Source organism: Citrobacter sp. VF227, assembly GCF_052950715.1.
Map to the genome: position 1 here is coordinate 428,499 of NZ_JBRFVF010000003.1, position 13,955 is coordinate 442,453.

Below are 13,955 nucleotides of genomic sequence, written 5' to 3' on the forward strand. Positions count from 1 at the left end.
ATGGCTGATTACCAGGGTAAAAAAGTCGTCATTATCGGTCTGGGGTTGACCGGACTGTCCTGCGTGGATTTCTTCCTGGCGCGTGGCGTGACGCCGCGCGTGATGGATACCCGTGCGACGCCGCCTGGTCTGGATAAATTACCGGAAGCGGTTGAGCGTCATGTTGGTAGCCTGAATGATGACTGGCTGCTGGCTGCCGATCTCATCGTCGCCAGCCCTGGTATTGCCCTGGCGCACCCTTCGTTGAGCGCTGCTGCTGATGCCGGGATTGAAATTGTTGGCGACATTGAGCTGTTTTGTCGCGAAGCTCAGGCGCCGATCGTCGCGATCACCGGGTCCAACGGGAAAAGTACCGTCACTACGCTGGTCGGCGAGATGGCGAAAGCTGCCGGTGTGAATGTGGGGGTTGGCGGTAATATTGGCCTGCCTGCGCTGATGCTGCTGGATGACGAACGCGAGCTGTATGTTCTCGAGCTGTCGAGCTTCCAACTGGAAACAACCTCCAGTTTACAGGCCGTGGCGGCCACCATTTTGAACGTCACCGAAGATCATATGGACAGGTATCCGTTTGGCCTGCAGCAGTACCGTGCGGCCAAACTGCGCGTCTATGAGAACGCGAAAGTATGTGTGGTCAACGCCGATGATGCGCTGACCATGCCGATTCGCGGGGCGGATGAGCGCTGCGTGAGCTTTGGCGTCAATATGGGGGACTATCACCTGAATCGTCAGCAGGGCGAAACCTGGCTGCGGGTGAAAGGGGAAAAAGTCCTCAACGTGAAAGAGATGACGCTTTCAGGTCAGCATAACTATACCAACGCCCTGGCTGCGCTGGCGCTGGCGGATGCCGCAGGTTTACCACGGGCGTCGAGTCTGAAAGCGCTGACCACCTTTACCGGTCTGGCGCACCGTTTTCAGTTGGTGCTGAACCATAACGGCGTACGCTGGATTAACGATTCTAAAGCCACCAACGTCGGCAGCACTGAAGCCGCACTGAATGGCCTGCACGTTGACGGCACGCTGCACCTGCTGCTGGGCGGCGACGGGAAATCCGCTGACTTTATGCCGCTGCAGCGTTACCTGACCGGCAATAACATTCGTCTGTACTGCTTTGGCCGCGATGGCGCGCAACTCGCCGCTCTGCGACCTGAGATTGCGGAACAAACTGAAACTATGGAGCAGGCTATGCGTCTGCTTGCGCCGCGCGTGAAGTCGGGCGATATGGTGCTGCTGTCGCCAGCCTGCGCCAGCCTCGATCAGTTCAAGAACTTTGAGCAACGCGGTGATGTCTTTGCCCGTCTGGCGAAGGAGTTGGGTTGATGCGCTTATCTCTCCCTCGTCTGAGACTGCCGCGCTTACCAGGACTGGGTGTCCTGGCGTGGATCTTCGCGGCGCTTAAAGGCTGGGTGATGGCTTCGCGTGATAAAGACGCCGACAGCCTGATCATGTATGACCGCATGCTGCTGTGGCTAACCTTTGGTTTGGCGGCTATCGGCTTCGTGATGGTGACATCGGCATCGATGCCCGTAGGGCAACGCCTGGCGGGTGATCCTTTCCTGTTTGCTAAGCGTGACGCGTTGTACATCTTCCTCGCGTTTTGTCTGGCGATGGTGACGCTGCGTCTGCCGATGGAGTTCTGGCAAAAGTACAGTACGACGATGCTGATAGCCTCAATCATCATGCTGCTGATCGTGCTGGTGGTGGGTAGCTCCGTTAACGGGGCGTCGCGCTGGATTGCGTTGGGTCCGCTGCGTATTCAGCCAGCAGAATTTACCAAGCTGTCGCTGTTCTGTTATCTCGCCAATTACCTGGTGCGTAAAGTGGATGAGGTGCGTAACAACCTGCGCGGCTTCTTAAAACCGATGGGCGTGATCCTGGTGCTGGCTATTTTACTGCTGGCGCAGCCTGACCTTGGTACGGTGGTGGTGCTGTTTGTTACTACTTTGGCGATGCTGTTTCTCGCCGGCGCGAAACTGTGGCAGTTCATCGCCATCATCGGCATGGGGATTTCGGCGGTCGTACTGCTGATCCTTGCCGAGCCGTATCGTATTCGCCGCGTAACTTCTTTCTGGAACCCGTGGGAAGATCCGTTTGGCAGCGGTTACCAGCTGACACAATCTCTGATGGCTTTTGGTCGCGGTGAGGTTTGGGGACAAGGCTTAGGTAATTCAGTACAAAAACTGGAGTATTTACCGGAAGCGCACACCGACTTCATCTTCGCCATCATTGGGGAGGAGCTGGGTTATATCGGTGTGGTATTGGCACTTTTAATGGTATTCTTCGTCGCTTTTCGCGCGATGTCGATTGGTCGTAAAGCGCTGGAAATTGATCACCGTTTTTCGGGCTTTTTAGCCTGCTCCATCGGGATCTGGTTTAGCTTTCAGGCGCTGGTAAATGTCGGTGCGGCGGCAGGTATGCTGCCAACCAAAGGTCTGACGTTGCCGCTGATCAGTTATGGTGGTTCCAGTTTGTTGATTATGTCGACGGCCATCATGTTTTTGTTACGTATTGATTATGAAACGCGTCTGGAAAAAGCCCAGGCGTTTACACGAGGTGCACGATGAGTGGTCAACCGAAGCGGTTAATGGTGATGGCGGGCGGTACCGGCGGGCATGTGTTCCCGGGGCTGGCGGTCGCGCACCATTTAATGGCGCAGGGCTGGCAGGTTCGTTGGCTGGGCACCGCCGATCGTATGGAAGCGGACTTAGTGCCGAAACATGGCATTGAAATTGACTTTATTCGCATCTCCGGTTTGCGTGGCAAAGGCGTTAACGCACTGCTTGCCGCGCCCGTGCGTATTTTTAATGCCTGGCGTCAGGCGCGCGCCATCATGAAGCAGTTTAAGCCTGATGTGGTGCTGGGTATGGGCGGCTACGTGTCTGGCCCTGGCGGTCTGGCGGCCTGGTCATTAGGCATTCCGGTGGTTCTGCATGAGCAGAACGGCATTGCTGGATTAACCAACAAATGGCTGGCGAAGATTGCAACGAAGGTGATGCAAGCCTTTCCTGGCGCATTCCCAAATGCGGATGTGGTGGGCAACCCGGTACGTACTGACGTGCTGGCGCTGCCATTACCTGAAGCGCGTCTGGCTGGACGTGAAGGTCCGGTTCGCGTGCTGGTCGTCGGTGGTTCTCAGGGCGCACGCGTGCTTAACCAGACGATGCCGCAGGTTGCCGCCAGGCTTGGTGATGCGGTGACTATCTGGCACCAGAGCGGTAAAGGTGCGCAGCAAACCGTTGAGCAGGCTTATGTCGACGCGGGACAGCCGCAACACAAGGTCACTGAGTTTATTGATGATATGGCGGCAGCTTACGCGTGGGCGGATGTCGTGGTCTGTCGCTCAGGTGCGCTGACGGTGAGCGAAATTGCCGCCGCAGGTTTGCCTGCGCTGTTTGTACCGTTCCAGCACAAAGACAGACAGCAATACTGGAATGCGCTGCCGCTGGAGAAAGCGGGCGCGGCCAAAATTCTTGAGCAGCCGCAGTTTACTGTGGATGCCGTCGCCAGCACCCTTGCCGGGTGGTCGCGAGAAACCTTATTAACCATGGCAGAACGTGCGCGCGCCGCATCCATACCGGATGCCACAGAGCGTGTTGCAAACGAAGTGAGCCGGGCTGCCCGGGCGTAATTGTGGTGATGCCTTTTGCATCGCATGAACTAAGAAGTTAATGGCTAAAGAATGAATACACAACAACTGGCAAAACTGCGTTCCATCGTGCCCGAAATGCGTCGCGTTCGGCACATTCACTTTGTCGGCATCGGTGGTGCTGGTATGGGCGGTATTGCCGAAGTTTTGGCCAATGAAGGTTATCAGATCAGCGGTTCTGACTTAGCGCCGAATCCGGTGACGCAGCAGTTGACGAATCTGGGCGCCACGATTTTCTTTAATCACCGCCCGGAAAACGTGCGTGATGCGAGCGTGGTGGTGGTATCCAGCGCTATTTCTGCAGATAACCCGGAAATTGTTGCGGCGCATGAAGCGCGCATTCCGGTGATCCGTCGTGCTGAAATGCTGGCGGAGTTAATGCGTTTTCGTCACGGTATCGCCATTGCCGGGACGCACGGTAAAACCACGACCACGGCGATGGTCTCCAGCATCTATGCGGAAGCGGGTCTGGATCCGACTTTCGTCAACGGTGGTCTGGTGAAAGCAGCAGGCGTCCATGCGCGTCTGGGTCATAGCCGTTATTTGATTGCCGAAGCGGATGAGAGCGACGCATCATTCCTGCATTTGCAGCCGATGGTGGCGATTGTCACCAATATCGAAGCTGACCATATGGATACCTACCATGGCGACTTCGAAAATTTAAAGCAGACGTTTATAAATTTCCTGCATAACTTGCCGTTTTATGGTCGTGCGGTGATGTGTGTTGACGATCCGGTGATCCGCGAACTGTTACCGCGAGTCGGCCGTCAAACCACAACCTATGGTTTTAGCGACGATGCCGATGTGCGCGTTGAAGATTACCAGCAGATCGGCCCACAAGGGCACTTTACGCTGCTGCGCCAGGGGATGGCTGATTTACGCGTTACGTTAAACGCGCCGGGTCGCCACAATGCCCTGAATGCGGCGGCGGCGGTGGCGGTCGCGACAGAAGAAGGTATTGAAGACGAGGCTATTTTACGTGCGCTGGAAAGTTTCCAGGGGACCGGGCGTCGTTTTGACTTCCTCGGTGAATTCCCGCTTGAGCCGGTGAACGGTAAAACCGGGACTGCGATGCTGGTTGATGATTATGGTCATCACCCAACGGAAGTTGACGCCACGATCAAAGCTGCGCGCGCGGGCTGGCCGGACAAAAATTTGGTGATGCTGTTCCAGCCGCACCGGTTCACACGTACGCGCGATTTATACGACGACTTTGCCAACGTGCTGACCCAGGTCGATGCGCTGTTGATGCTGGATGTGTATGCCGCAGGCGAAGCCGCGATTCCGGGTGCTGACAGCCGCTCGCTGTGCCGTACGATTCGCAGTCGCGGTAAGATCGATCCGATTCTGGTCTCCGATCCGGCCCTGGCGGCTGAAATGTTGGCCCCCGTATTAACCGGCAACGATCTGATTTTGGTGCAAGGCGCTGGAAATATCGGCAAAATCGCGCGTTCCTTAGCTGAAATCAAACTGAAGCCGCAAAACCCGGAGGAAGGACAACATGGCTGATAAAATCGCGGTCCTGTTAGGGGGAACCTCCGCAGAGCGTGAAGTATCGCTCAATTCCGGCGCGGCCGTGCTGGCTGGGTTACGTGAAGGTGGTGTGGATGCCCATCCGATTGACCCAAAAGAGGTTGATGTCACTCTTCTGAAATCAATGGGTTTTCAGAAGGCGTTTATTGCGCTGCATGGTCGTGGTGGTGAAGATGGCACGTTGCAGGGCATGCTGGAGCTGATTGGCCTGCCGTATACCGGCAGCGGCGTCATGGCTTCCGCGATTTCGATGGACAAACTGCGCAGCAAGTTGCTGTGGCAGGGCGCAGGTTTACCCGTCGCACCTTGGGTTGCGCTGACCCGCGCTGAGTTCGAAAAAGGTCTTAGCGATGAAGTGGTTACAAAAATTTCTGCGTTAGGCCTGCCGCTAATTGTGAAGCCAAGCCGTGAAGGCTCTAGCGTAGGGATGTCAAAAGTTGAAGAAGAAAATGCTTTGCATGGTGCATTAGCATTGGCTTTTCAGCATGATGAAGAAGTACTGATTGAAAAATGGCTCAGTGGCCCGGAATTTACAGTTGCGATGCTCGGCGAAGAAATTTTACCGTCAATACGTATCCAACCCGCGGGAACCTTCTATGATTATGAGGCGAAGTATCTCTCTGATGAGACACAATATTTCTGCCCAGCAGGTCTGGAAGTCGAACAAGAGGCCCGTTTGCAGGAATTAGTCCTGAAAGCATGGACCGCATTGGGCTGTAAAGGTTGGGGCCGTATTGACGTCATGCTGGACAGCGATGACCAGTTTTATCTGCTGGAAGCCAATACCTCTCCGGGTATGACCAGCCACAGCCTGGTGCCGATGGCGGCGCGTCAGGCGGGTTTGAGCTTCTCGCAGTTGGTGGTACGAATTCTGGAGTTGGCGGACTGATATGTCGCAGGCTGCGCTGAACACACGAAACGGTGATGAAGAAGAAGTAAACTCCTCACGCCGCAATAATGGAACGCGTCTTGCAGGAATACTGTTTCTGTTGACAGTGCTGTGCACCGTGTTTGTCAGCGGCTGGGTAGTATTGGGATGGATGGAAGATGCGCAGCGTTTGCCATTGTCAAAACTGGTGTTAACCGGTGAACGGCATTACACGCGCAATGACGATATCCGTCAGTCCATCCTGGCGCTGGGCGCTCCGGGAACCTTTATGACTCAGGATGTGAACATCATCCAGAGCCAGATTGAACGTCTCCCTTGGATCAAACAGGCGAGCGTCAGAAAGCAATGGCCTGATGAATTGAAGATTCATCTGGTTGAATATGTGCCAATAGCGCGTTGGAATGACCAACATATGGTGGATGCCGAAGGAAATACGTTCAGCGTCCCAACCGGTCGGGCCAATAAGCAGGTATTACCCATGTTGTACGGGCCGGAAGGCAGCGCGAGTGAAGTGTTGCAAGGGTTCCGTGACATGGGGCAGGTGCTGGCTAAGGATAGATTCACCCTGAAGGAAGCGGCAATGACCGCTCGTCGTTCCTGGCAGTTGACGCTGAATAACGATATTAAGCTGAATCTGGGCAGGGGCGATACGATAAAACGTTTGGCTCGCTTTGTGGAACTCTACCCGGTTTTACAGCAGCAGGCGCAAACCGATGGCAAACGGATTAGCTACGTTGATTTGCGTTATGACTCAGGAGCGGCAGTAGGCTGGGTTCCCTTGCCTCCTGAGGAATCTAATCAGCAACAGAATCAGGCACAGGCAGAACAACAATGATCAAGGCGACGGACAGAAAACTGGTAGTTGGACTGGAGATTGGCACCGCGAAGGTAGCCGCTTTAGTAGGGGAAGTTCTGCCCGACGGTATGGTCAATATCATTGGCGTGGGCAGTTGCCCATCGCGAGGTATGGATAAAGGCGGGGTGAACGACCTTGAGTCTGTGGTGAAGTGCGTACAGCGCGCCATTGACCAGGCTGAGCTGATGGCAGATTGCCAGATCTCCTCTGTGTATCTGGCGCTTTCCGGTAAACACATTAGCTGTCAGAATGAAATTGGTATGGTGCCCATTTCCGAAGAGGAAGTGACGCAGGAAGATGTGGAAAACGTGGTTCATACGGCAAAGTCCGTACGTGTTCGCGATGAACATCGCGTTCTGCACGTTATTCCGCAGGAATACGCCATTGACTACCAGGAAGGTATCAAAAATCCGGTCGGTCTTTCCGGCGTGCGTATGCAGGCAAAAGTCCACCTTATAACCTGCCACAACGACATGGCGAAGAACATCGTCAAAGCTGTTGAACGTTGTGGTCTGAAAGTTGACCAACTGATTTTTGCCGGGTTGGCAGCCAGTTATTCCGTCTTGACGGAAGATGAACGTGAGCTGGGTGTCTGCGTGGTCGATATTGGTGGTGGTACAATGGACATCGCCGTTTATACTGGCGGGGCGTTGCGCCACACTAAAGTTATCCCTTATGCAGGGAATGTCGTGACCAGCGATATCGCGTATGCCTTTGGTACGCCGCCAAGCGATGCCGAAGCCATCAAAGTGCGTCATGGTTGCGCACTGGGTTCCATCGTGGGTAAAGACGAGAGCGTTGAAGTGCCAAGCGTGGGGGGGCGTCCACCGCGTAGCCTGCAACGTCAGACTCTGGCAGAGGTCATTGAGCCGCGTTATACCGAGCTGCTCAACCTGGTCAACGAAGAAATTTTGCAATTACAAGAACAGCTTCGTCAGCAGGGTGTGAAACATCATCTGGCGGCGGGGATTGTGTTAACCGGCGGTGCTGCGCAAATTGAAGGCCTTGCGGCCTGCGCACAGCGTGTGTTCCATACGCAAGTGCGTATTGGCGCACCGCTGAATATTACTGGTCTGACGGATTATGCTCAGGAGCCGTATTATTCAACGGCGGTGGGGCTGCTTCACTACGGGAAAGAATCCCATTTGAGTGGTGAGGCTGAAGTAGAAAAACGCGTAACGGCATCAGTTGGCTCGTGGATCAAACGACTCAATAGCTGGCTGAGAAAAGAGTTTTAATTTTTAAAGAGACCGACGCACATTAACGGTCTCAGGCGACAGGCACAACGGAGAGAGAAACTATGTTTGAACCTATGGAACTTACCAATGACGCGGTGATTAAAGTCATCGGCGTCGGCGGCGGTGGCGGTAATGCCGTTGAACACATGGTGCGCGAGCGCATCGAAGGTGTTGAATTCTTCGCGGTGAATACCGACGCGCAGGCGTTGCGTAAGACGGCGGTAGGACAGACCATTCAGATTGGTAGCGGCATCACCAAAGGTCTGGGCGCGGGTGCAAACCCGGAAGTCGGTCGCAATGCGGCAGATGAAGATCGTGAAGCTCTGCGTGCAGCGCTTGACGGTGCAGACATGGTGTTTATCGCCGCTGGCATGGGCGGCGGTACCGGTACTGGTGCAGCGCCAGTAGTGGCTGAAGTGGCAAAAGATTTAGGTATCCTGACCGTTGCTGTCGTGACCAAGCCTTTCAACTTTGAAGGCAAGAAGCGTATGGCATTCGCGGAGCAGGGTATCACTGAGCTGTCCAAACACGTGGACTCTCTGATCACTATCCCGAATGACAAACTGTTGAAAGTGCTGGGTCGCGGGATCTCCCTGCTGGATGCGTTTGGCGCAGCGAATGACGTGCTGAAAGGCGCAGTACAGGGTATCGCTGAACTGATTACCCGTCCGGGTCTGATGAACGTCGACTTTGCAGATGTGCGTACCGTGATGTCTGAAATGGGCTACGCAATGATGGGTTCTGGCGTGGCGAGCGGTGAAGATCGTGCAGAAGAAGCGGCTGAAATGGCAATTTCTTCTCCGCTGTTGGAAGACATCGATCTGTCCGGCGCACGTGGCGTGCTGGTCAACATTACTGCGGGCTTCGACCTGCGTCTGGATGAATTCGAAACCGTGGGTAACACCATCCGTGCCTTTGCATCGGATAACGCGACCGTGGTAATCGGTACCTCTCTGGACCCGGATATGAACGACGAACTGCGCGTAACCGTTGTTGCGACTGGAATTGGTATGGACAAGCGTCCTGAAATCACTCTGGTAACCAACAAGCAGGTACAACAGCCGGTAATGGATCGTTACCAGCAACACGGCATGGCACCGTTGACGCAAGAGCAAAAACCGGTAGCGAAAGTGGTGAACGACAATACGCCGCAAACCACTAAAGAGCCGGATTATCTGGATATCCCAGCATTCCTGCGTAAGCAAGCTGATTAAGAATTAGCTGGAATTTGGGAATCTGCGCTCTTTGTGCTAAACTGGCCTGCCGAATGTATAGTACACTTCGGTTGGATAGTTAATTTGGCGAGATTATACGATGATCAAACAAAGGACACTTAAACGTATCGTTCAGGCGACTGGCGTCGGTTTACATACCGGCAAAAAAGTCACGCTGACGCTACGCCCTGCGCCGGCCAACACCGGGGTCATCTATCGTCGCACCGACTTGAATCCTCCGGTAGATTTCCCGGCCGATGCCAAATCTGTGCGTGATACCATGCTCTGTACGTGTCTGGTCAATGAGCATGATGTGCGGATTTCAACCGTAGAGCACCTTAACGCTGCTCTGGCAGGCTTAGGTATCGATAACATTGTTATTGAAGTTAACGCCCCGGAAATCCCGATCATGGATGGTAGTGCTGCTCCATTCGTATACCTGCTGCTCGATGCGGGTATTGAAGAACTGAACAGCGCTAAGAAATTTGTTCGCATCAAAGAGACCGTTCGTGTCGAAGATGGCGATAAGTGGGCTGAATTCAAACCGTTTAATGGTTTCTCGTTGGATTTTACCATCGACTTTAACCATCCGGCGATTGATGCCAGCACGCAGCGCTATGCGATGAACTTCTCTGCAGATGCGTTCATGCGCCAGATCAGCCGTGCGCGTACTTTCGGCTTCATGCGTGATATCGAATATCTGCAGTCCCGTGGCCTGGCCTTGGGCGGCAGCTTCGATTGTGCCATCGTTGTTGACGATTATCGCGTATTGAACGAAGACGGTCTGCGTTTTGAAGACGAATTCGTTCGTCACAAAATGCTCGACGCGATTGGTGACTTGTTCATGTGTGGTCACAACATTATTGGTGCATTCACCGCGTATAAATCCGGTCATGCATTGAATAACAAACTGTTGCAGGCAGTCCTGGCAAAACAGGAAGCCTGGGAATATGTGACCTTCCAGGACGATGCAGAACTGCCTCTGGCGTTCAAAGCACCTTCGACCGTACTGGCATAACGACATACGCTGTCGTATAAATTCGACTGGTAAATCTGGCACTCTCTCCGGCCAGGTGAGCCAGTCGTTTTTTTATGTACTCATTAACGCAGTCTTTTCCAACGCAAATTTTTCCCTGCCACTAGGTTAAAATAGTGTGCGATCGCTGCTTTCTTGAGCATATTTACCCATGGCTGGTTGTCATTACTGCTGTGGAGCGTACGCTTTAATGATAAGATTCGTGCGCAAAAAAATGTTTTGCATTCGTAACCCCAAACGCAGGGTATATCAGGTGGCAAAAACGTGAGTGGAATACTGACGCGTTGGCGACAGTTAGGCAGACGGTACTTCTGGCCGCATCTCCTGTTGGGGATGGTCGCGGCGAGTTTTGGCCTGCCCGCGCTCAGTAATGCTGCTGAACCCAATACCCCTGCGAAGGCAACCGCCAGCAATCACGATCAATCCGGTAAAGTGAACTTTAGCCAGCTTGCTTTGCTGGAAGCGACCAATCGTCGCCCTAATTTTACCGTCGATTACTGGCATCAGCATGCCATTCGTACGGTTATTCGCCATCTTTCTTTTGCTATGGCTCCTCAGGCGTTGCCTGTTGCCGAAGAGCCGTTGCCAATCCAGGCGCACCATCTTGCGTTGCTGAATACGCTCAGCGCGATGCTGACGCAAGAAGGCAGATCGCCCGCGACCGTGAGTCGCGTGACATATACCCATTTTACCTCTCAGGCCGCGTTTAGCGTTCCGGTCTGGATCAGCCAGTTGCAGGGTATCCGCGCTGGTCCTCAACGCCTCAGCTAAAAAAGAACCTTTCAACTTATAATTTTTGACTCCGCACCGCGGGGCGTTTGAGATTTCATTATGCTAATCAAATTATTAACAAAAGTATTCGGTAGTCGTAACGAGCGTACGCTGCGTCGTATGCGTAAAGTGGTCAATGTTATCAACGCAATGGAACCGGAGATGGAAAAACTCTCCGATGATGAACTGAAAGCGAAGACCGCTGAATTCCGCGCCCGTCTGGAAAAAGGCGCCAGCGTTGAGAGCCTAATCCCGGAAGCGTTCGCGGTGGTCCGTGAAGCGAGTAAGCGCGTATTCGGCATGCGTCACTTCGACGTCCAGCTGCTCGGCGGCATGGTGCTTAACGATCGCTGTATCGCGGAAATGCGTACCGGTGAAGGTAAAACCTTGACCGCGACGTTGCCTGCCTACCTGAACGCATTGAGCGGGAAGGGTGTACACGTGGTGACCGTGAACGACTATCTGGCTCAGCGTGACGCCGAAAATAACCGCCCGCTGTTTGAATTCCTCGGCATGACCGTAGGGATCAACATGTCTGGCCTGCCAGCGCCAGCCAAGCGTGAGGCCTACAATGCCGATATTACTTACGGTACTAACAACGAATACGGTTTTGACTACCTGCGCGACAACATGGCGTTTAGCCCGGAAGAGCGTGTTCAGCGTAAACTGCATTACGCGCTGGTCGATGAAGTCGACTCCATCCTGATCGATGAAGCACGTACGCCGCTGATCATTTCCGGTCCGGCTGAAGACAGCTCGGAAATGTATAAAAAAGTGAACAAAATCATCCCACACCTGATTCGTCAGGAGAAGGAAGATTCCGACACGTTCCAGGGGGAAGGCCACTTCTCTGTTGATGAGAAAGCGCGCCAGGTTAACCTGACCGAACGTGGTCTGGTACTGATTGAAGAGCTGCTGGTTAACGAAGGCATTATGGATGAAGGCGAGTCTCTGTACTCTCCTGGCAACATTATGCTGATGCACCACGTGACTGCCGCACTGCGCGCGCATGTGCTGTTTACCCGCGATGTCGACTACATCGTAAAAGACGGCGAAGTTATCATCGTCGACGAACACACCGGCCGTACTATGCAGGGCCGTCGCTGGTCTGATGGTCTGCACCAGGCCGTTGAAGCCAAAGAAGGTGTTGATATCCAGAACGAGAACCAGACGCTGGCATCCATTACCTTCCAGAACTACTTCCGTTTGTATGAAAAACTGGCCGGTATGACCGGTACCGCTGATACTGAAGCCTTTGAATTCAGCTCCATCTACAAATTGGATACCGTGGTTGTGCCGACCAACCGTCCGATGATTCGTAAGGATTTACCGGATCTGGTGTACATGACTGAAGCGGAAAAAATTCAGGCGATCATTGAAGATATTAAAGAACGTACCGCAAATGGCCAGCCGGTGCTGGTGGGTACTATCTCTATTGAAAAATCTGAAGTGGTCTCTAACGAACTGACCAAAGCTGGTATCAAACATAACGTTTTGAACGCCAAGTTCCACGCCAGCGAAGCGGATATCGTCGCGCAGGCGGGTTACCCGTCGGCCGTGACAATCGCCACTAACATGGCGGGTCGTGGTACCGATATCGTGCTGGGCGGTAGCTGGCAGGCGGAAGTTGCCGAGCTGGAAAACCCGACTCCGGAACAAATCGCGCAGATCAAAGCCGCCTGGCAGGTTCGCCATGACGCAGTGTTAGCTGCCGGTGGTTTACATATTATTGGTACTGAGCGTCATGAATCTCGCCGTATCGATAACCAGCTGCGTGGTCGTTCTGGTCGTCAGGGGGATGCGGGTTCTTCTCGTTTCTATCTGTCGATGGAAGATGCGCTGATGCGTATTTTTGCCTCTGACCGCGTGTCCGGCATGATGCGTAAACTGGGTATGAAGCCAGGTGAAGCGATTGAACACCCGTGGGTCACCAAAGCGATTGCTAACGCGCAGCGTAAAGTGGAAAGTCGCAACTTCGACATTCGTAAGCAATTGCTGGAATATGATGATGTCGCCAACGACCAGCGTCGCGCAATCTACACCCAGCGTAACGAACTGCTGGACGTATCTGACGTTAGCGAAACCATCAACAGCATCCGTGAAGATGTCTTCAAAGCAACGATTGATGCCTATATTCCGCCACAATCTCTGGAAGAAATGTGGGATATCCCAGGTCTGCAGGAACGTCTGAAAAACGACTTCGATCTGGATATGCCGATTTCAGAGTGGCTGGATAAGGAGCCTGAGCTGCACGAAGAAACGCTGCGCGAACGAATTCTGGCAAACGCCGTAGAAGTTTATCAGCGTAAAGAAGAAGTTGTGGGCGCGGAGATGATGCGTCACTTTGAAAAAGGCGTGATGCTGCAAACTCTCGACTCCCTGTGGAAAGAGCACCTTGCGGCGATGGACTATCTGCGTCAGGGTATCCACCTGCGTGGTTATGCGCAAAAAGATCCGAAACAGGAATACAAGCGTGAATCCTTCTCTATGTTTGCATCAATGCTGGAATCACTGAAGTACGAAGTGATCAGCACCCTGAGCAAAGTTCAGGTGCGTATGCCTGAAGAAGTAGAAGCGATGGAGCAGCAGCGTCGCGAAGAAGCTGAACGTTTAGCGCAGATGCAGCAACTGAGCCATAAAGGTGATGATTCTGCTGCGGCAGAAGAGCTGGCGGCACAAACCGGCGATCGTAAAGTGGGTCGTAACGATCCGTGTCCTTGCGGTTCCGGCAAAAAATACAAACAGTGCCATGGCCGTCTGAGCTAAGTAAATAAC

General features: G+C 53.6%; 11 protein-coding genes. All 11 read left to right on the top strand.

All coding sequences use genetic code 11. The features are described from left to right. On the top strand, positions 1–1,317 hold the full coding sequence (murD, locus tag ACU8YC_RS14395; protein ID WP_151216738.1) for a UDP-N-acetylmuramoyl-L-alanine--D-glutamate ligase: 1,317 nt from the start codon (positions 1–3) through the stop codon (positions 1,315–1,317). Continuing rightward, positions 1,317–2,561: a cell division protein FtsW gene (ftsW, locus tag ACU8YC_RS14400; protein WP_149691212.1), complete on the top strand. Its 1,245-nt coding sequence runs from the start codon at positions 1,317–1,319 to the stop codon at positions 2,559–2,561. Before murD ends, ftsW begins: the two co-directional genes overlap by 1 nt. Continuing rightward, entirely contained in the window at positions 2,558–3,625 is a 1,068-nt protein-coding gene (gene murG, locus ACU8YC_RS14405; RefSeq protein ID WP_151216740.1) for an undecaprenyldiphospho-muramoylpentapeptide beta-N-acetylglucosaminyltransferase, read from the top strand. The genes ftsW and murG overlap by 4 nt, the downstream gene beginning before the upstream one ends. A gap of 51 nt (positions 3,626–3,676) precedes the next feature. Next, a complete protein-coding gene (gene murC / locus ACU8YC_RS14410) occupies positions 3,677–5,152 on the top strand; it encodes a UDP-N-acetylmuramate--L-alanine ligase (protein ID WP_151216741.1) in 1,476 nt (491 codons plus the stop codon). Continuing rightward, complete coding sequence (locus ACU8YC_RS14415) at positions 5,145–6,065, top strand: D-alanine--D-alanine ligase (protein WP_187253720.1); 921 nt, start codon at positions 5,145–5,147, stop codon at positions 6,063–6,065. The genes murC and ACU8YC_RS14415 overlap by 8 nt, the downstream gene beginning before the upstream one ends. Before the next feature lies 1 nt (position 6,066). Then, complete coding sequence (gene ftsQ / locus ACU8YC_RS14420) at positions 6,067–6,900, top strand: cell division protein FtsQ (protein ID WP_003018758.1); 834 nt, start codon at positions 6,067–6,069, stop codon at positions 6,898–6,900. Next, positions 6,897–8,159 (top strand): cell division protein FtsA, encoded by a 1,263-nt coding sequence (gene ftsA / locus ACU8YC_RS14425; RefSeq protein WP_003018755.1) that lies wholly within the window; start codon positions 6,897–6,899, stop codon positions 8,157–8,159. Before ftsQ ends, ftsA begins: the two co-directional genes overlap by 4 nt. A gap of 62 nt (positions 8,160–8,221) precedes the next feature. Further along, positions 8,222–9,373, top strand: coding sequence for a cell division protein FtsZ (gene ftsZ, locus ACU8YC_RS14430; RefSeq protein WP_003018753.1), 1,152 nt, complete (start codon positions 8,222–8,224; stop codon positions 9,371–9,373). Between the two features lie 100 nt (positions 9,374–9,473). Beyond that, the gene (gene lpxC / locus ACU8YC_RS14435; RefSeq protein ID WP_003018750.1) at positions 9,474–10,391 is read left to right on the top strand and encodes a UDP-3-O-acyl-N-acetylglucosamine deacetylase; all 918 of its coding nucleotides are present in this window, start codon (positions 9,474–9,476) and stop codon (positions 10,389–10,391) included. 282 nt (positions 10,392–10,673) lie between these two features. Next, on the top strand, positions 10,674–11,180 hold the full coding sequence (secM, locus tag ACU8YC_RS14440) for a secA translation cis-regulator SecM (RefSeq protein WP_414438336.1): 507 nt from the start codon (positions 10,674–10,676) through the stop codon (positions 11,178–11,180). 60 nt (positions 11,181–11,240) lie between these two features. Beyond that, positions 11,241–13,946 (top strand): preprotein translocase subunit SecA, encoded by a 2,706-nt coding sequence (secA, locus tag ACU8YC_RS14445; protein ID WP_151216743.1) that lies wholly within the window; start codon positions 11,241–11,243, stop codon positions 13,944–13,946. Positions 13,947–13,955 lie beyond the last annotated feature (9 nt).

Coding starts and splice junctions, on each gene's coding strand:
- murD (WP_151216738.1), top strand. CDS start 1: ATGGCTGATTACCAGGGTAAAAAAGTCGTCATTATCGGTCTGGGGTTG.
- ftsW (WP_149691212.1), top strand. CDS start 1,317: ATGCGCTTATCTCTCCCTCGTCTGAGACTGCCGCGCTTACCAGGACTG.
- murG (WP_151216740.1), top strand. CDS start 2,558: ATGAGTGGTCAACCGAAGCGGTTAATGGTGATGGCGGGCGGTACCGGC.
- murC (WP_151216741.1), top strand. CDS start 3,677: ATGAATACACAACAACTGGCAAAACTGCGTTCCATCGTGCCCGAAATG.
- ACU8YC_RS14415 (WP_187253720.1), top strand. CDS start 5,145: ATGGCTGATAAAATCGCGGTCCTGTTAGGGGGAACCTCCGCAGAGCGT.
- ftsQ (WP_003018758.1), top strand. CDS start 6,067: ATGTCGCAGGCTGCGCTGAACACACGAAACGGTGATGAAGAAGAAGTA.
- ftsA (WP_003018755.1), top strand. CDS start 6,897: ATGATCAAGGCGACGGACAGAAAACTGGTAGTTGGACTGGAGATTGGC.
- ftsZ (WP_003018753.1), top strand. CDS start 8,222: ATGTTTGAACCTATGGAACTTACCAATGACGCGGTGATTAAAGTCATC.
- lpxC (WP_003018750.1), top strand. CDS start 9,474: ATGATCAAACAAAGGACACTTAAACGTATCGTTCAGGCGACTGGCGTC.
- secA (WP_151216743.1), top strand. CDS start 11,241: ATGCTAATCAAATTATTAACAAAAGTATTCGGTAGTCGTAACGAGCGT.